Origin of the sequence: Bradyrhizobium sp. SMVTL-02, assembly GCF_051853005.1 — a bacterium.
Taxonomy (GTDB): Bacteria; Pseudomonadota; Alphaproteobacteria; order Rhizobiales; family Xanthobacteraceae; genus Bradyrhizobium.
In genome coordinates this window covers 3,969,215-3,986,104 of the sequence record NZ_CP182469.1, presented here as the reverse complement: position 1 = coordinate 3,986,104, position 16,890 = coordinate 3,969,215, and the positions used below count along the sequence as shown (strand labels likewise).

The following is a 16,890-nucleotide window of genomic DNA, read 5'->3' as shown; positions in this document are numbered from 1 at the left end:
GCAAAATTCCTTACGCGGCATCCTCGAACTGGGCGTAGCCGGACGCTTCCAGCTCCAGCGCCAGGTCCTTGCCGCCGCTCTTCACGACACGCCCCTTCGACATCACGTGCACGAAATCGGGCACGATGTAGTTCAGCAGCCGCTGATAGTGGGTGATGACGACCATCGCGCGCCCCGGCGAGCGCAGCGCGTTGACGCCGTCGGCCGCGATGCGCAGCGCGTCGATGTCGAGGCCGGAATCCATCTCGTCGAGGATGCACAGGCTGGGCTCGAACAGCGCCATCTGCAGCACCTCGTTGCGTTTCTTCTCGCCGCCGGAGAAGCCGACATTGACGCCGCGCTTGAGCATGTCCTGCGGGATGTTGAGCGACTTCGAGACCTCGCGGACCTTCTTCAGGAAGTCCGGGGTCGAATATTCGCTCTCGCCGCGCGCCTTGCGCTGCGCATTCAGCGCGGTGCGCAGGAAGGTCATGGTGGCGACGCCGGGAATCTCGACCGGGTACTGGAAGGCCAGGAACACGCCCTTGGCGGCACGCTCGTCCGGGTCCATCTCGAGGAGATCCTCGCCCTTGAACAGGATCTGGCCGTCGGTGACCTCGTAGCCGGGCTTGCCGGCAATGACGTGCGAGAGCGTCGATTTGCCGGAGCCGTTCGGCCCCATGATCGCGTGCACCTCGCCCTCGTTCACGGTCAGCGTCAGCCCGTGGAGGATCTCACGCTCCTCGACACGAACCTTGAGGTCTTTCACTTCAAGCAAAGCCATAACGTTTTTTCCATCTATCCCCTCATCCCAGGGAGCGCCGGAGGCGCGTCTCGAAGGATTGAGGCCACCAATCTTTCCGGTATCCATCCTTCGAGACGGCCGCGTTCCGCGGCCTCCTCAGGATGAGGTCGGAGTTAGCCGACCGACCCTTCGAGCGAGATCGAGATCAGCTTCTGCGCTTCCACCGCGAATTCCATCGGCAGCTGCTGCAGCACGTCCTTGACGAAGCCGTTGACGACGAGGCCGACCGCCTCTTCCTGCGAAAGGCCACGCTGGATGCAGTAGAACAGCACGTCCTCCGAGATTTTCGAGGTCGTCGCCTCGTGCTCAAACGTGGCCGTGGAGTTCTTGGCCTCGATGTACGGCACGGTGTGTGCGCCGCACTTGTCGCCGATCAGCAGCGAGTCGCAGGCGGTGAAGTTGCGCGCGCCGGACGCTTTCCGATGCGCGGTGACGAGACCGCGATAGGTATTCTGCGACTTGCCGGCGGCGATGCCCTTGGAGATGATGCGGCTCGACGTGTTCTTGCCGAGATGGATCATCTTGGTGCCGCTATCGACCTGCTGGAAGCCGTTCGAGATCGCGATCGAGTAGAACTCGCCACGGGAATTATCACCGCGGAGAATGCAGCTCGGATATTTCCAGGTGATCGCCGAACCCGTTTCGACCTGGGTCCAGGAGATTTTGGAGTTGGCGCCGCGGCAGTCGCCACGCTTGGTGACGAAATTGTAGATGCCGCCCTTGCCTTCCGAATTGCCGGGGTACCAGTTCTGCACCGTCGAATATTTGATCTCGGCATCGTCGAGCGCGACGAGTTCCACGACGGCGGCGTGCAGCTGGTTCTCGTCCCGCTGCGGCGCGGTGCAGCCTTCGAGATAGGAGACGTAGGAGCCCTTGTCCGCGATGATCAGCGTGCGCTCGAACTGGCCGGTGTTGCGCTCGTTGATGCGGAAATAGGTCGACAACTCCATCGGGCAGCGCACGCCCGGCGGCACGTAGACGAACGAGCCGTCGGAGAACACCGCCGAGTTCAGCGTCGCATAGAAATTATCCGAGGTCGGAACTACCGAGCCGAGATACTTCTGCACCAGTTCGGGGTGCTCGCGGATCGCCTCCGAGATCGGCATGAAGATCACACCGGCCTTCTTCAGCTCGGCCTTGAAGGTGGTCGCAACCGAGACCGAATCGAAGACAGCATCGACCGCGATCTTGCGGCGCGCCGGATCTTCCTCGCCCACCTTCGGCTCGACGCCTTCGAGCATGGCGACTTCCCGCAGGGGGATGCCGAGCTTCTCGTAGGTCTTCAGAATCTCGGGGTCGATCTCGTCCAGGGAGGAAACCGTCTTCTTCGGCTTCGGGGCCGCGTAGTAATAGAGGTCCTGGAAGTCGATCTTGGGATAGTCGACGCGGGCCCAGGTCGGCTCGGTCATGGTCAGCCAACGGCGATAGGCCTCGAGCCGCCACTGGAGCATCCAGGCGGGTTCGTTCTTCTTCTGCGAGATGAATTTTACGATCTCTTCCGAGAGCCCCTTTGGCGCCTTCTCGGAGTCGATCAGGGTCTCAAACCCATAACGATACTGGTCGACGTCGATGCGCTTCACGCGCTCGACCGTCTCTTGTACGGCTGGCATTCCATCCTCCGCTCGCGGTTTCAAGGACCGCGGTGGATCAAACTCGGACGAGTATTACGATGTTTCTAGGTAGAAAGCACGTGCTTAGAACCGTTCAAGCCGTGTTTCGTCACCTTAGTCCCTTAAGTAGGGTATTACCGAGCTTTCGCCAAGCCTCTAACGCCCTATTGATGTCCTCTGCATCCGTGGACCAGCCCAGACTGAGGCGCACCGCTCCCTGGGCCGTCGCAGGGTCATACCCCATGGCCGAAAGCACGTGGGACGGCTGGACCTTGCCGGAGGAGCAGGCCGAGCCGGAGGACACGGCGACGCCTTCGAGGTCAAAGCCGATCACGGCGGTCTCGGCCTTGAGGCCGCGCGCCGTGAACAGAGTGGTATTGCATAACCGCGCCACATCATCCGAGAACACTGTCGCCCCGGCGATCGCCCTGATGCCATTTTCCAAGCGATCCCTGAGGGTTGACACGCGTTCCGCATCCTCCGGCAGAGCCTGAAGCGCGGCGTTCACGGCGGCGCCGAAGCCCGCGATGCCCGCAACATTTTCGGTGCCGGCGCGCCGGTTCAGCTCCTGCCCGCCGCCCCGGAGCACCGGTTCCAGCCCAGCAATTCCCTCCGCCACGACCAGCGCGCCAACGCCCTTGGGGCCGCCGATCTTGTGCGCAGAAAAGGTCGCAAGGTCGGCCCCTACCGCGCTAATATTGAACGCAATTTTGCCGAGGGCCTGGATCGCATCGACGTGTAGGAGACCGCCGGCCTCGTGCACGATCCGCGCGGCCTCCGCGACCGGCTGGAGCGCGCCGGTCTCGTTGTTGGCCGCCATGATCGAGACCAACGCGGGCGGACCTTCCATGAGCTGCGTCTTCAGATGGTCGAGGTCGACCACGCCGGCGCGCGTCACCCTGACATGGCCCACCTTGTCCGCCGGGAACCGGCCGCCTGACAGCACCGAGGCGTGCTCCACGCCCGAGACCAGCACCCGCTCGACCCGACGACCGGCTGGTCCCCGCAGGCCGGGCGACAGCGCCAGCGCATTGGCCTCGGTTCCAGCGGAGGTGAAGACGACATTCCGCGGCAACCCACCGACCGCAGCCGCAAGCGCCGCACGGGCGTCCTCGACCAGCCGCCGCGCCTCGCGTCCCTCGGCGTGGACCGAGGAGGGATTGCCGACCAGGTCCCAGGCAACGAGCATCGCCGCGCGCGCCTCAGGGCGAAGCGGCGTCGTTGCATTCCAGTCGAGATATACACGGGTCGGCATGGAGTAATATAGTACCTTGCTTTGACGGAGGCTCGCCTCCCGCCCGACATGGGCTGCGGCCGCGCCCTTGGCAACCTGATTCCGGACCACCTGTCCGTGAGACACGCTCATGACACGCTAACGCCTTGAGCCCATTGGCCGATGTTCAAGATGCTTGCTTTTTGCCCCCGCGCCCATGTTAGAACGCGGCCGTCAAGTCACCGTGCGCCGTTTGCGCATCACCGCGAGGCGCACGCCTTCTCACCCTTCATTCGCGCTTTCGTCGGCATTCGCCGATGAAGCCACAATCGGTTGATTGCCGAGGAATCCTCGCTCCAGCACATCAATCAAGAGATCATCGATGCCTGAAGTCATTTTCGCCGGCCCCGCTGGCCGCCTCGAGGGCCGCTATCACCCGGCCAAGCAGAAGAACGCGCCGATCGCGATGATCCTGCATCCGCATCCGCAGTTTCACGGGACCATGAATCATCAGATCGTGTACCAGTGCTACTACGCCTTTGCGCATCGCGGCTTCTCGGTGCTGCGCTTCAATTTCCGCGGCGTCGGCCGCAGCCAGGGCTCGTTCGACCACGGCACCGGCGAATTGTCCGATGCTGCCGCGGCGCTCGACTGGGCGCAGACCATCAATCCCGAAGCGCGCGCCTGCTGGGTCGCAGGCTTCTCCTTCGGCGCTTGGATCGGCATGCAGCTCCTGATGCGCCGTCCCGAGGTCGAGGGTTTTATTTCGATCGCGCCTCCGGCCAATCTCTATGACTTCTCCTTCCTCGCGCCCTGCCCGTCCTCGGGTCTGATCGTGCATGGCGAGAAGGACGCGGTGGTGCCGCCGAAGGACGTCAACACGCTGGTCGAAAAGCTGAAGACGCAGAAGGGTATCGTGATCGACCAGCAGATCATCCCCGGCGCGAACCACTTCTTTGACGCCAAGCTCGAGCCGCTGATGGAAACCATCACCGCGTATCTGGACATGCGTCTCGCCAACGTGCGCTAAGCGAGCTTGAGCGCGGCGATCCCCAATAGCACGAGCGCGATGCCCGCAAGCTTCATCGCGCTCAAGCTCTCGCCGAACAGCACGACGCCCATGACGAAGGTGCCGGCAGCGCCAATGCCGGTCCACACCGAATAGGCTACGCCGACCTCAAGCACCTTCAGCGCTCGCCCGAGCAGGAAGACGAAGGCGGCGAGCAGCATCAGCGAGACGATGCTCCAGCTCGCGCGCGTGTAGCCTTCCGCATATTTCATCGAGATCGCCCAGCCGACATCGAGCGCGCCGGCGACCACCAGCATCAGCCAGGCCACAGAGGACGACATCGCCGCGCGCTCAGGCCGCCAGCTTGAGCAGATGCGCGTCGTGGCGGACGAGGAAGGCGCGCAGCAATTGCGGATAGTCCGCGCCCACCGCGCTTCGCACGCTCGGGCGCTTCGCGAGCTCGGCGCGCCAGGCGCGCACCTTCGGCACATCGTTGAAGATGCCGTGCTCGGTCAATTCGTCGAACAGGTCGAAATAGCGGAAGATCGGCGCGAACACCGCATCGACCAGGCTGAAAGTCTCGCCCGCAAAATAAGGCCCCGCGCCAAGCGCAGCCTCGACACGCGCGAATTTCGCCGCAAGCGCCTGGCGCTTGCTGTCGAACGTCGCCGGATCCGTCGTCGTTTCCAGCCCCCAGAGATCGCCGAGGATCGCCGAGCCGAACTCCATCCAGGCGCGGTGCTCGGCGCGCTTCAACGCATCCGCCGAATGCAGCTCGAGGCCTGCTTGCGTCTCCTCGATGTACTCGCAGATCACGTTGCTCTCGAACAGCGCGACCTCGCCCTGCTCCGTCGTCACCACCAGCACGGGTACCTTGCCAAGCGGCGAGAGCTTCAAAAACCAGTCGGGCTTGCTCGCGAGATCGATGTCGATCCGCTCGAACGGTACGCCCTTCTCCTTCAGCGCGATCACGGCGCGCTGCACGTAGGGACAAAGCTTGTGGCTGATGAGTTTGAGCGAAGTCGTCATGGCAATGATCCCGGCGGTTAGATGCAACTGCATCCAGCATAGATGCACCTGCATCTACATGTCAAGTTCCATGCATCTGCATTAATTGCGCCCTATCTCAAGGCCGCGCAATCGCCCCGCCCGTCATCGGCATCGGCACGCCCGTGGTCGCCGGATAGGACAGCGGCAGGCCCTTCAGGCCGCGCGCGGCGAGGAAGCCGAAGGCCTGCGCCTCGATGGCGTCGGAGGCCCAGCCGAGCGTTTCGGCGGCCTCGACGGTCGCCGACCCCACCCGCTCCCGCAGCATGCGCAGCATGGTGAGGTTGCGCGCGCCGCCGCCGCAGACGATCCAGCTCCGCGGCCGGCGCGGCAACAGCGGGATGATTCGGGCAATCGCAGCAGCGGTGAAGGCCGTGAGGGTGGCCGCGCCGTCGGCGGGCTCGACATCGCCGAGCTTGAGCGCGGCAAAGTCGTTGCGGTCTAGCGATTTCGGCGGTGGAGCCGCGAAGAACGGCAGCTCCAGCGCACGCGCGATCCAGGCTTCGTCCGCCTTGCCGAGCGCCGCGAACTTGCCTTCAGCGTCGAAGGCCAGGTTCATGGTACGGTACATGAAGTCGTCGAGCAGCGCGTTGCCCGGCCCGGTGTCGCAGGCGATCAGCGTGTCGTTGCCGTCGATATGGGTGATGTTCGAGACGCCGCCGATATTGACCACGACGATCGGCCCCTCGCGCTCCAGCGAATTGGCCAGCGCGCGGTGGTAGACCGGTACGAGCGGCGCGCCCTGCCCGCCGGCTTCGACGTCGGCGGCGCGGAAGTCGTGCATGACAGGAATATGGATCGCCCTGGCCAGCGCCGGCGCATCGCCGATCTGCACCGTCAGCCGCTTCTCGGGGCGGTGCAGCACCGTCTGGCCATGAAAACCGACGATGTCGATGTCCTCCGGCCGCATCCGGTTCTGGGCGACGAAAGCGGCCACCGCCTCGGCATGGGCCAGCGTCACCGCGCGCTCCGCCTCGGCCAGAACGCCCGGCCGGGCATCGCGCTGCGACAGGTGCACCGCCTCGGAGAGGGCTTGGCGCAGCAGGTTGCGCTCGGCCGGACTATAGGGCCGGTAGCCGGATGGCCCGAACGCCTTGACCAGCTTTCCATCGGTTTCGATCAGCGCGACATCCACCCCGTCCAGCGAGGTGCCGCTCATCAAACCGAGTGCCGTCAACATCATGGATCAGCGTCCTCAACGGACCCCCTCCGGCATGCCGATCTTGTGCCAGAGGGACACATCTTATAATGCCACAGCGCCAAGTGGCGGGCAGCAACCGAGTTCCCACGGAAGACCCTTAAATTGCTCCCGAAACAGTAAACCAAGAATTGTCAGGCCGCCGACAGATGACTGCTTTCAAATCGGATTTCCTCAACACCCTGCAGGAACGTGGATTCATCCACCAGTGCTCCGATTTCGAGGGACTGGACGCCCTCGCCGCCAAGGGCGAGGCGACCGCCTATGTCGGCTACGATTGCACCGCCCGCTCGCTGCACATCGGCAACTACCTGACGATGATGATGCTGTACTGGCTGCAGCAGTCCGGCAACAAGCCGATCACGCTGATGGGCGGCGGCACCACCATGGTCGGAGATCCCTCCGGCAAGGACGAGACCCGGGCGATGCGCACCGTCGCCGAGATCGAGGCCAACAAGGAATCGATCCGCGGCGTGTTCGCGAAGGTGCTGCGCTATGGCGATGGCAAGAGCGACGCCATCATGCTCGACAATGCGGAGTGGCTGACCAGGCTGAACTGGATCGAGATGCTGCGCGACGTCGGCCGGCACTTCTCGGTCAACCGCATGCTGACCATGGACTCCGTGCGCCTGCGCCTCGAGCGCGAGCAGGAGATGAGCTTCATCGAGTTCAACTACATGGTGTGCCAGGCCTACGACTTCGTCGAGCTCGCCAAGCGTACCGGCTGCAGACTGCAGATGGGCGGCTCCGATCAATGGGGAAACATCATCATGGGCGTCGATCTCGGCCGCCGCATGGGCACCCATCAGCTGTTCGCGCTGACGACGCCGCTGCTGACGACGGCGTCGGGCGCCAAGATGGGCAAGACCGCGCAAGGCGCGGTGTGGCTCAACGCCGATCAGTTCTCGCCTTATGATTTCTGGCAGTACTGGCGCAACACCGAGGACGCCGACGTCGGCAAGTTCCTGAAACTGTTCACGACGCTGCCGATGGCCGAGATCAAGAAGCTCGAAGCACTCGGCGGCTCGGAGATCAACGAGGCCAAGAAGGTGCTCGCCACCGAGGCGACCGCGCTGCTGCATGGCCGCGACGCAGCAAACGAAGCCGCTGAAACCGCGCGCCGCACTTTCGAGGAAGGCGCGCTGGCGGAGAGCCTCCCGACCGTGGAAATTCCGCGCGGCGAACTCGACGCCGGGCTCGGCGTGCTCAACGCCTTCGTCAAGGCGGGCCTGGTTGCCTCCAATGGCGAAGCGAGGCGCCAGATCAAGGGCGGCGGCCTGCGCGTCAACGACGCGCCGGTCACCGACGAGAAGATGGCGCTCTCAGCGGCCAATCTCACGCCGGAGGGCGTGGTCAAGCTGTCCTTCGGCAAGAAGAAGCACGTCCTCATCAAGCCTGCATAGGCGTATGAGCTTTTGATGCTTGTCAGGGCGCGCCGATGCGCGCTCCCTGACGGGCAATGGACCAGAACACGCCCAAGGAAACGAACAGGGAAGCGTCCAAGAACGATGTCGCGGCGACACCGCAAGGCGCCGTGCGCATCGCGCTCACCGTGCTCGCACTCTGCTTCACGCTGGCCGTGCTCGGACGGGGGCTCGGCGACAGCTTCACGGTGTTCCTGAAGCCGATCTCGGAAAGCTTTGGCTGGGACCGCGCGCAGATCGTCTCGGTCTACTCGCTCACCTGGCTCGCGAGCGGCCTCACCGCTCCCTTCGTCGGACGCCTGTTCGATCATTCCGGACCGCGCATCGTCTATGCGCTCGGCCTGCTGCTGCTCGGCGCGGCCTTCCTGGTCGCGGCGCACGCGCAGCAGCTGTGGCAATTCCAGCTCTCGATCGGCCTCTGCGTCGGCATCGGCATCGCGTTCATCGGCATCGTGCCGAACTCGATCCTCCTCGGTCGCTGGTTCGGGCCACGGCTGCCGACCGCGATGTCGGTGGTGTATTCGGCGATGGGCGGCGGCGTGCTGGCGCTGTTGCCGGCCTCGCAGCTACTGATCGATCACGTCGGCTGGCGCGACACCTACCAGCTGTTCGGCTTCGCCGCATTGGGCCTGCTGTTGCCGCTGCTGCTGCTGCCGTGGCGCCTGTTCGCGGCGGGCTCGCCGCATGTCGTCAAGAAGACCGATCCTGATTTCGTCGACACCGGCTGGACGCTGCTCGGCGCGATGCGCCACCACGCCTTCTGGGCCCTGTTCTCGACCTTCTTCTTCACCGCCGTCGGCATGTATGCCATTGCCGCGCAAATCGTGGCCTATCTGATCGACGCCGGCTTTCCGCCGCTCCAGGCCGCGACCGCCTGGGGTTTTTCCGGCGTCGTGCTGGTCTTCGGCATGCTCGGTGTGTCTGCGCTCGACGGCCTGATCGGGCGCCGGCCCTCGGTGCTGCTCAGCTACGCGATCTCGATCCTTGGCATCGTGCTGCTGTGGCTGTTGCAGTATTCGCCGAACATTCTCCTGCTCACGGGGTTCGTCGTCTGCTTCGGCAGCATGATGGGCTCGCGCGGCCCGCTGATCAGCGCGACGGCGATGCGGATCTTCCAGGGCAAGCGCGTCGGCACCATCTACGGCACGATCTCGATCGGCAGCGGCCTCGGTTCGGCGTTCGGCTCCTGGAGCGGCGGCCTGATCCACGACGCAACCCATGGCTACAACGCGCTGCTGGCCTTCGCACTTGCGAGCGTGATCCTCGGGATGATTCCCTTCCTGATTTTGCCCGCTCTGCGGCGTTAGGTATCTCATGGGTAACCTGATCGCATTCCTGTCACCGGAAAATTACGGGTGGGACCGGCACGAATGCGCGCAAAAAATGCCGATTGCACGCGGCTGAAATCCCAGCCTGCGGTGTTTTGTCCGACATGACAAAAATGTCAGCATGAAATTCATCCCGGGTGGCTTGCGAGGAGGAACCGAATGCGGTCCAAGTCGCTACATTGGATAGAGGGCAAACCGATGGACTTTTCTTTTCTCTCTCGCTTTCAACCGGCTCTTCTGAGCCTGTTTCGCTTCATCACCGGCCTCTTGCTGTTCCAGTACGGCATCGCCAAGCTGTTCAAGTTCCCGCCCGTGCCGATGTTCGCAAAAGTCGAACTGATGTCACTCTACGGCGCGGCCGGGACGCTCGAATTGGTGCTCGGCGGGCTGCTGATGATCGGCCTGTTCTCGCGCCTGGCCGCTTTCATCCTCTCGGGTGAAATGGCCTTCGCCTACTTCATGGGCCACATGTTCAAGGGCGAAGCGCCGGTGCTCCTGCCGCTGCTCAATGGCGGCACCGCCGCGATCCTGTTCTGCTTCGCCTGCCTCTACCTGTCGGCCGCCGGCGGCGGACCTATCAGCGTCGATGCCGTGATCGGCAAGGAGAGCGGCGCAGCCGGCGGCGCGTTCGCGCGGCGCTGAGGCACCCCCCGGATCACTTCGCAAGCAACACGGCACCGGCGGGTGCGCCGGTGCCGCATCAACGCGCCCCCAGCACGTTCCAGATGAGAACGAGGGCCGCAACGAGCAGCACGAACATGATGATGCGATGAACGAATCGATTCATTGCGGGTCCGGCCCTGCTCCGTAGCTACCAGAATCCAACATCGATTTCCGGGCAGTCCGCAGCGGCGGGCGCAAGAACGCGGCGACCAAGGAGGTGACCACCAATATCGGCGGCGTCTCCACCGCCGCCAAGGAGACCGGCAACGCCGCTGGCATGGTGGTTGCGCCAGCCTCCAATCTCTCCAAGCAGGCCGGGCAGCTTTCCGGCGAAGTCGGGACCTTCCTGAAGGGCGCGCATGCGGCGTAGACGGCGGGCGCTGGAGGCTCCGCAGCGTCATTCCGCGCGGGCGCTGGAGCCCCGCTACTGCCGCCGCGCGAGGCTGCAGCCGCTCGACAGCTGACGCGTCGAGCCGGTCGAGCCATCGTTGGACTGCGACGGGAATTCCTCGAACGGCGAGGTCTGCTTGCCGGTGTTGAACTCGAAGATCTTGCGGAACAGACCAGGTGCCATCGCCGAGATCGGGTTGACGCGCATCACGGGCGCGGCCGGCGTGCCGACGACCTCGTAGGTGACGCCGATCAGGCCCTCATTGTTGCCGCCGCCAAGGAAGATGCCGAACAGCGGGATCTGGCCGAAGATGTTGTTGACCCCATACATCGGCACGAAGGTGCCGCTCATGCACACCTGGTTGCCGGGATAGTCGATCGACCCTTCGATGGTGGCGCCGATCATCGGGCCCTTGACCACGCCGTCGCGGATCGTGAGCGCGCCGTTCTGCCGCGTGAACTCGGCGCGGAGCGCACTGAAGGAGACGCCGTTGCCGTTTCCGTTCGGCGCGCCGGCGGCGACGCGCTCGAGCTGCGCCTCGCCCTTGACGGTGAAGTCGCGCACGCTGATCAGGCCCTCGCGCGAGGTGTTCGGCTCCGACGTCGGCGGCTCCATCGCAACCACCATCTGACCGCCGACCGCCTTGGTGTAGGTGTCGGTGAAGCGGAGCAGCGAGCCGGCATCGTTGGTCTGCAGGTAGATCACTTCCCGGTTGCCCTGGGCGCGGCCACCGCGCAGATCAGCCGCAATGGGCGTGTCGCGGCCGATCTTGCCGCTCAGCGTGAAGGCCTTGATGGCACCGCTGCGCTTCGACATCTTGGCATCGACGCTGCGCATCGCCTCGCCGTTGAAGCCGGCGACCGCACCGAGCTTCACGTCGATGTCGAAATCGACGTTCTTCAGCTTGCTCTTGTCGTCCTTGGAATTGCCCGAGATCGCCGACTTCAGGAAGCCGCGGCCGTCGAACACGTCGCCGCGCACGGTGCCGCGCACCACGCCATCCTGGCCGCGCTCGACCTTCAACGACGCCTTGTCACCGTCGGACGGCGCGTAGGTCGGGAAGTTCGCGCTCACGAGGTCGCCATTCGGATCGAGCTCGAGCGAGCCCTTGATCGAGGCGCCGCTGCCTTCGATGACGATGTCCTCGAAGCGGGTTGATTGCGCCGTCGGCACCACCTTGAAGCTGGCCTTGCCGGACTTGCCCGGCAGCTTGACCCAGCCGGGCAGGATGTTGTCGAGCTTGACCGAGGTCAGGTCGGCCTCGACGCCGAGCTTCGTCGTCTGCTCCGGACCGCCGGCGATCTTGCCAGACACCTTGATCGGCAACGAGCCGCTGACGGCGGGGCTGAGATCGAAGCCGAGGCGCGCGCGACTCGCATCGTCCAGCGTCGCCTGCAATCGGACGTCGGCATCGCCCTCGGCCGGCTTGCGGTAGTCGAGCGAGGCGGCCTGCCCGTTGATCTTGACGTCGCCCTTGACCTGGTAGCCCTGGTTATTGGCGAGGATCTTCAGATTGTTGGCCTCGAGCTTCTGGTTCATCACCAGCTTGTCCGCGGCAAAGCCGTTGAGATCGGCGGTGACGGCGTAGGTCGTGTCGGACTTGGTCAGTTCGCCCTTGACCGGCATGCCGAGCTGGATGTTCGCCGAGAACGTGCCCTTGCTGGTGTTGGGATCGACGACGGTCGCCGAGAGATCACTCAGCCGATCGTTCGAAAGCATTTCGGCCGCCGCAGGCACGGGACCGTCGACGCGGAACCTGGTGCGCGAGGGCGACGGCTTGGGCGCCATGTCAGGCACCTCGAAGGTGAAGTCGGAGATCGTGATCTTGCGACCGGCCGGCGTGTCGGCGATGCCCTGGCCGATATTCACCGTCGCCGTGCGCCCGGTCACGCGTGCCTTGAGGTCGGCATCGTGCACGACAGGCATGCCGTCCACGGGGCGCACCGCGACGCCGCTCGCGACGATATTGACCGAGAGGCCGTCGTCCGGGATCGGCGGCCCCTTGCGCGGAAGGTTCCTGGTCGGTGAATTGATGCCGATCTCGATGCGCTGGAGCGTGCCGCGCTCGATCCGCTCGATCACCCATTCGCGCAATTCGGGGACGATCAGCGTCGGCCACATCCGCTTGAGCGCGGAGGCCGACATCGGCGTTCCCGCAAAGCCGAGCGTGAGCCGCGGCTCGCCCGAATAGTCGATGGCGCCGGTGCCGGCGACGCCGATCTCGCCATTGGAGACGTCGGCCTGCGTCAGCAGCATGCGCTTGTGGTCGGTGTCGAAGCGGAAGCCGATCGCGATGCGGTTGAAGACCAGCGGCGGCTCGTTGTCGATGCCGCCGAGCAGGATCGATCCGCCGCTGAAGCCGAGCTGCCAGTCGTTGATGTTGCCGTTGGGCGGCTCGAGATGGGCCAGAAGCGTCAGACGGTTGGCACCGGAGAGGATCTTGAAAGGTGCGACCAGCACCCGCCGATTGGCATCCCACTCGACGTTGATCTCGGCGGAATCGATCGCCATCGGATAGTCGGGCGTGTCGGTATCGATGATGTTGCCCGCGCCCACAGCGATCTTGCCGCGGAAGAAGGTGGGCACGCCGTCGCGGCCGAGCTCGCCCTTGAGCTCGCCGGTCAACGGCAGGTCGGCGGTATAGGTGAGATCCTTCACCCGCAGTGCCAGCAGGATGTTGGAGGTCGAGACCTTGTCGGCCTTGATGTCGACCGAACGCACGCCATTCTCGGCCGGGCCGATCGTGGCGCGCAGCATCCAGGGCCGCGCGCCCTCCTCGCCGAGGCTGAGCGCGACGCCGCCGTGGCTCGGCCGGCGCAAGCTCAGCGTGATGTTCTCAAAGCTCCATTTGCTGCCGCGCTGCTGATCGTCGACGATCAGATTGCCGTTCTTCAGGCCGATCTCGTTGAGGTTCTGACCGTCGAGGCCGGTCATGCTCAGACTGTCGAGCCAGTCGAGGCCCTGGAGAATGCCGCTCGGCGCGCTCGCCTGAGGCGCGGCTTGCGATGCGGCTTGAGACGGCTCCTGGCCCGCAGGCGCGGTGGCGAATGGCGGCGGCGGAACGCCGTTGCGCGGGAATGTCGGCGGCAGGCCCGCATCCTTCTTGGAGGCAACGCCCGTTGCCAGCGGTTTTGCGGTGTCGCCGGCCGAGACCGTGACGGTGCCGTCGGGGGCGATGCGGATCGCGAGTTCGGCGTCGACCAGGTTGAGGCTTTCCGCGCGCAGGTGCCCCATCAGCAGGCCCGCGCCCGACAGCCTCACCTCGGCCTTCGGCGCGCTGGCGACGATCGCATGGTCGCGGTCGCGCACGATGATGTCGCGGATGCGCACGGCAATGCGGACCCGCCCGGCGCGCTCGATCTGGGTGCCGCCGACCTCGACCGTGTTGCCGTGGCCGATGTTGTCCTCGATGGCGGCGGCAAGCCAGGGCGTCGCGATATCGAGGTTGATGGGTCCCGCGCCGAGCCGCCACCACAGCGCACCGAAACAGCCGACAAAGATGACGATGAGGGCGCCAACCACCAGGGCCAGCCGCTTCAGCCAGCGGCCGCCGCCGAGCCATCGGCGCAGCGAGCCGAAGCCGTCATCAAAGCGATGGAAGCCCGAATGGGAACGCGACAACAGCCGGCGCGCCCGATGGCCCGCCGCCGCTTCCTGATCCGGATCCCAGTCGGCTTCGTCCCATTCCTGCGGCTGTTGTTGAACGCCGCGCCGATCGAAATCCCGATTGTAGTCCTGTGGCGACGTATTCCTTGCCATTGCCTCTCGATACAGGCGCCCATCGTGGGATTGCGCGCCGCCGGGACCGCAGCCGTCCACGGGACGCGAAGACCCCTGCGCCGGCACTGCCGCCATACCTCGAATATTCCTGCTGTTCGTCATTTCGCCCCGGGAGCGCGTTCAACGAGCAGTGGGGTGGTGCGTGGAATTCCTTGTAACCATACTCCGGTGTCATCAGACTTGCCCAGCCAAGGGCGCGATTCCGGCACACCGGACGAGACCTGCAATACCGCTTCGGTTGACCCGCCGAAAGCGTCGAAAGGAAGGCGTATGTCCAAGAAATCCCGAAAGAAATCGTCCAAAACGCCCTCCGGCAGTCCGACAGCTAAAAAGAAGGCCCCCAAAACCAGGGCAACGACTCAAACAAAGACCGCGAAAACACAGCGGCCACCGGCCAGCAAATCAATCGCGACCATCGCAAAGACAGCATTGCACGAGGCCGCATCGAAACAGTTAAAATCCTCCAAATCAGCACGGTCTACGGCGAAGCCGGTCCTGACCGAAGGGCAGAAGGCTCCCCCCTTCCGCCTGCGCCGCGATGGCGGCGGCGTGGCGACACTGTCGGACTATGCCGGCCAGAAGCTCGTCCTGTTCTTCTATCCGCGCGCCGACACGCCCGGCTGCACCCGGGAGGCCATCGACTTCAGCCGGCTTGCAGGCGCCTTCGCCGACGCCGGGACCGCCGTGCTCGGCGTCTCCGCGGATTCGTTAAAGGCCCAGGAGAAGTTCCGCGACAAGCACGGGCTCGGCGTTCCCCTGATCTCGGACGAGAGGCACGAGATGCTGGAGGCGTATGGCGCCTGGGGCAAAAAGTCCATGTACGGCAGGAGCTTCCTCGGGATTCTTCGCACCACGGTACTGGTCGGGAGCGATGGCAAGGTGGCGCGGATCTGGCGCAATGTCCGGGTCGACGGCCACGCCGATCAGGTGCTGGAAGCGGCAAGAAGTCTGCAACCAGCCCGTTAAGTTCTCGCGGTTCCGTTTCCGGAAAATTAACCATGACGAGCCCAGATTGCTGCGGCAATTAAGCCGCAAGGAACCCATCCGACCGGCGCCGGGAGTGCCGATGTCGAAAAGTTCTGCCCAATATTCGCAGTACCCCCAGCATCACCCCCACGACCACGGACGGGCGTTCCACCGGCGTCCCGTCACGGTTGCAGCGGCCGCCGCGATTACCCTTCCCGACGTCGACGACGCCTACACCATCGTCCATCACGGCAAGCAGGTTCGCCTCGGTCCGGTCGTGTTCTGGATCGTCGTCGGCACGATCGTTTTGCTCGGACTGTGGTCGGCCGCGACCGCCACCTATTTCGCCTTCCGGGACGACGTCCTGACCCGGCTGATCGCCCGCCAGGCCGAGATGCAGTACGCCTATGAGGACCGCATCGCCGAGCTGCGCGCCAAGGTCGACCGCGCCACCAGCCGCCAGCTGCTCGACCAGGAGCAGTTCGACCAGAAGCTCGACCAGATCATGAAGCGCCAGACGGCGCTGGAGTCCCGGGCAACGGCGCTGGGCGCCATGCCTGACGTGACCGGATCGATTCCCCGTACGGCTCCTCAGCGCAGCGATGCCGGCCAGAGCGCGACGCAGGGCACGCCAAAGCCGTCGCCGATCAGCGACACCGTGATCTTCGTGGCACCGCCGGATCGTGAAGCCCGCCTCGAATCGCGCGCACCTGCCGTGCTGGCTCCGCCGACCAGCCAATTCGCCAAGAACCAGGGTTTTGACAATGTCCTGGTCCGGCTCACCACCTCGCTCGACCAGGTCGAGCGGCGCCAGATGGCGGCGCTCAGCGCGGTCGAGGAAGGCATGGATTCGCGCATGCGCCGGATGCGCGGCGTCGTCAGCGATCTCGGTCTCAATCTCGCCAGTCTCGAAGCCGCCGTGCCGCGCAGCGCGATGGGTGGACCGTTCGTCCCGGTCAAGCTGACCGCCAGTGCCGGACCGTTCGAGAAGCAGCTCAACCGCATCAACACGACCCGCGCCGAACTGGACCGGCTCAATCGCACCTTGGCGCTGGTGCCCTATCGCAAGCCCGTCATCGGCGAGGTCGAGTTCACCTCCGGCTTCGGCGTGCGCAGCGACCCCTTCCTGGGACGGCCCGCGATGCACACCGGCCTCGACTTCCGCGCCGCGACCGGCGATCCCGTCCGCGTTACCGCCTATGGCAAGGTGGTCTCGGCCGGCTGGTCCGGCGGCTACGGCCGCATGGTCGAGGTCGATCACGGCAACGGGCTGTCGACCCGCTATGGCCACCTCTCCGAGATCAGCGTCAAGGTCGGCGAGATCGTGAAGATCGGCCAGGTCGTCGGTCTCGTCGGCTCGACCGGCCGCTCCACCGGTCCGCATCTGCACTACGAGACCCGCATCGACGGCGAAGCCGTCGACCCGCAGAAGTTCTTGCGCGCGGGCGTGCGCCTCAGCGCGGGCTAAGCCCGCGCA

13 protein-coding genes and 1 pseudogene are annotated in these 16,890 nt (G+C 64.9%); 7 read left to right on the top strand and 7 right to left on the bottom strand.

The window, feature by feature from the left end; genetic code table 11:
* Positions 1–10: 10 nt before the first annotated feature.
* The 3 genes from sufC to ACNJYB_RS18670 all read right to left on the bottom strand — a co-directional run bounded on the left by sufC (position 11) and on the right by ACNJYB_RS18670 (position 3,649).
* Positions 11–763 carry a Fe-S cluster assembly ATPase SufC gene (gene sufC, locus ACNJYB_RS18680; RefSeq protein ID WP_018641709.1) on the bottom strand — a complete coding sequence of 251 codons (753 nt, stop codon included), beginning with the start codon at positions 761–763 and terminating at the stop codon, positions 11–13.
* A gap of 134 nt (positions 764–897) precedes the next feature.
* A complete protein-coding gene (sufB, locus tag ACNJYB_RS18675) occupies positions 898–2,394 on the bottom strand; it encodes a Fe-S cluster assembly protein SufB (RefSeq protein WP_439375261.1) in 1,497 nt (498 codons plus the stop codon).
* 109 nt (positions 2,395–2,503) lie between these two features.
* Positions 2,504–3,649 carry a cysteine desulfurase family protein gene (locus ACNJYB_RS18670; protein ID WP_439375260.1) on the bottom strand — a complete coding sequence of 382 codons (1,146 nt, stop codon included), beginning with the start codon at positions 3,647–3,649 and terminating at the stop codon, positions 2,504–2,506.
* A gap of 340 nt (positions 3,650–3,989) precedes the next feature.
* On the opposite strand from ACNJYB_RS18670, the gene ACNJYB_RS18665 reads away from it, so the two are divergent.
* Positions 3,990–4,637 carry an alpha/beta hydrolase gene (locus ACNJYB_RS18665; protein ID WP_018641706.1) on the top strand — a complete coding sequence of 216 codons (648 nt, stop codon included), beginning with the start codon at positions 3,990–3,992 and terminating at the stop codon, positions 4,635–4,637.
* On the opposite strand, the gene ACNJYB_RS18660 is transcribed toward ACNJYB_RS18665, so the two are convergent.
* The 3 genes from ACNJYB_RS18660 to ACNJYB_RS18650 form a co-directional block, all read right to left on the bottom strand.
* Positions 4,634–4,957 carry a DMT family transporter gene (locus tag ACNJYB_RS18660; protein ID WP_439375259.1) on the bottom strand — a complete coding sequence of 108 codons (324 nt, stop codon included), beginning with the start codon at positions 4,955–4,957 and terminating at the stop codon, positions 4,634–4,636. The two genes, ACNJYB_RS18665 and ACNJYB_RS18660, sit on opposite strands and share 4 nt — an antisense overlap.
* A gap of 10 nt (positions 4,958–4,967) precedes the next feature.
* The gene (locus ACNJYB_RS18655) at positions 4,968–5,645 is read right to left on the bottom strand and encodes a glutathione S-transferase family protein (protein WP_439375258.1); all 678 of its coding nucleotides are present in this window, start codon (positions 5,643–5,645) and stop codon (positions 4,968–4,970) included.
* 97 nt (positions 5,646–5,742) lie between these two features.
* A complete protein-coding gene (locus tag ACNJYB_RS18650; RefSeq protein ID WP_439375257.1) occupies positions 5,743–6,846 on the bottom strand; it encodes an anhydro-N-acetylmuramic acid kinase in 1,104 nt (367 codons plus the stop codon).
* 164 nt (positions 6,847–7,010) lie between these two features.
* Here ACNJYB_RS18650 and tyrS point away from each other — a divergent pair, with 164 nt between their 5' ends.
* The 4 genes and pseudogenes from tyrS to ACNJYB_RS18630 all read left to right on the top strand — a co-directional run.
* Entirely contained in the window at positions 7,011–8,264 is a 1,254-nt protein-coding gene (gene tyrS, locus ACNJYB_RS18645; protein ID WP_439375256.1) for a tyrosine--tRNA ligase, read from the top strand.
* 56 nt (positions 8,265–8,320) lie between these two features.
* A complete protein-coding gene (locus ACNJYB_RS18640; protein WP_439375255.1) occupies positions 8,321–9,592 on the top strand; it encodes an MFS transporter in 1,272 nt (423 codons plus the stop codon).
* A 219-nt stretch (positions 9,593–9,811) separates the two neighbouring features.
* Positions 9,812–10,255 (top strand): DoxX family protein, encoded by a 444-nt coding sequence (locus ACNJYB_RS18635; RefSeq protein WP_439375254.1) that lies wholly within the window; start codon positions 9,812–9,814, stop codon positions 10,253–10,255.
* Positions 10,256–10,481: 226 nt separating this feature from the next.
* A pseudogene (locus ACNJYB_RS18630) lies at positions 10,482–10,646 on the top strand (methyl-accepting chemotaxis protein); the annotation flags it as partial.
* Positions 10,647–10,700: 54 nt separating this feature from the next.
* Here ACNJYB_RS18630 and ACNJYB_RS18625 read toward each other — a convergent pair.
* Positions 10,701–14,522 (bottom strand): YhdP family protein, encoded by a 3,822-nt coding sequence (locus ACNJYB_RS18625; RefSeq protein WP_439375253.1) that lies wholly within the window; start codon positions 14,520–14,522, stop codon positions 10,701–10,703.
* Positions 14,523–14,717: 195 nt separating this feature from the next.
* On the opposite strand from ACNJYB_RS18625, the gene ACNJYB_RS18620 reads away from it, so the two are divergent.
* Complete coding sequence (locus ACNJYB_RS18620; RefSeq protein ID WP_439375252.1) at positions 14,718–15,413, top strand: peroxiredoxin; 696 nt, start codon at positions 14,718–14,720, stop codon at positions 15,411–15,413.
* A 100-nt stretch (positions 15,414–15,513) separates the two neighbouring features.
* Positions 15,514–16,881, top strand: a complete 1,368-nt coding sequence (locus ACNJYB_RS18615) for a peptidoglycan DD-metalloendopeptidase family protein (protein ID WP_439375251.1) — start codon at positions 15,514–15,516, stop codon at positions 16,879–16,881.
* Positions 16,882–16,890: the final 9 nt, after the last annotated feature.

Bases quoted from the DNA above. Each gene is read 5' to 3' on its own strand.
- sufC (WP_018641709.1), bottom strand. From the start codon at position 763: ATGGCTTTGCTTGAAGTGAAAGACCTCAAGGTTCGTGTCGAGGAGCGT.
- sufB (WP_439375261.1), bottom strand. From the start codon at position 2,394: ATGCCAGCCGTACAAGAGACGGTCGAGCGCGTGAAGCGCATCGACGTC.
- ACNJYB_RS18670 (WP_439375260.1), bottom strand. From the start codon at position 3,649: ATGCCGACCCGTGTATATCTCGACTGGAATGCAACGACGCCGCTTCGC.
- ACNJYB_RS18665 (WP_018641706.1), top strand. From the start codon at position 3,990: ATGCCTGAAGTCATTTTCGCCGGCCCCGCTGGCCGCCTCGAGGGCCGC.
- ACNJYB_RS18660 (WP_439375259.1), bottom strand. From the start codon at position 4,957: ATGTCGTCCTCTGTGGCCTGGCTGATGCTGGTGGTCGCCGGCGCGCTC.
- ACNJYB_RS18655 (WP_439375258.1), bottom strand. From the start codon at position 5,645: ATGACGACTTCGCTCAAACTCATCAGCCACAAGCTTTGTCCCTACGTG.
- ACNJYB_RS18650 (WP_439375257.1), bottom strand. From the start codon at position 6,846: ATGATGTTGACGGCACTCGGTTTGATGAGCGGCACCTCGCTGGACGGG.
- tyrS (WP_439375256.1), top strand. From the start codon at position 7,011: ATGACTGCTTTCAAATCGGATTTCCTCAACACCCTGCAGGAACGTGGA.
- ACNJYB_RS18640 (WP_439375255.1), top strand. From the start codon at position 8,321: ATGGACCAGAACACGCCCAAGGAAACGAACAGGGAAGCGTCCAAGAAC.
- ACNJYB_RS18635 (WP_439375254.1), top strand. From the start codon at position 9,812: ATGGACTTTTCTTTTCTCTCTCGCTTTCAACCGGCTCTTCTGAGCCTG.
- ACNJYB_RS18625 (WP_439375253.1), bottom strand. From the start codon at position 14,522: ATGGCGGCAGTGCCGGCGCAGGGGTCTTCGCGTCCCGTGGACGGCTGC.
- ACNJYB_RS18620 (WP_439375252.1), top strand. From the start codon at position 14,718: ATGTCCAAGAAATCCCGAAAGAAATCGTCCAAAACGCCCTCCGGCAGT.
- ACNJYB_RS18615 (WP_439375251.1), top strand. From the start codon at position 15,514: ATGTCGAAAAGTTCTGCCCAATATTCGCAGTACCCCCAGCATCACCCC.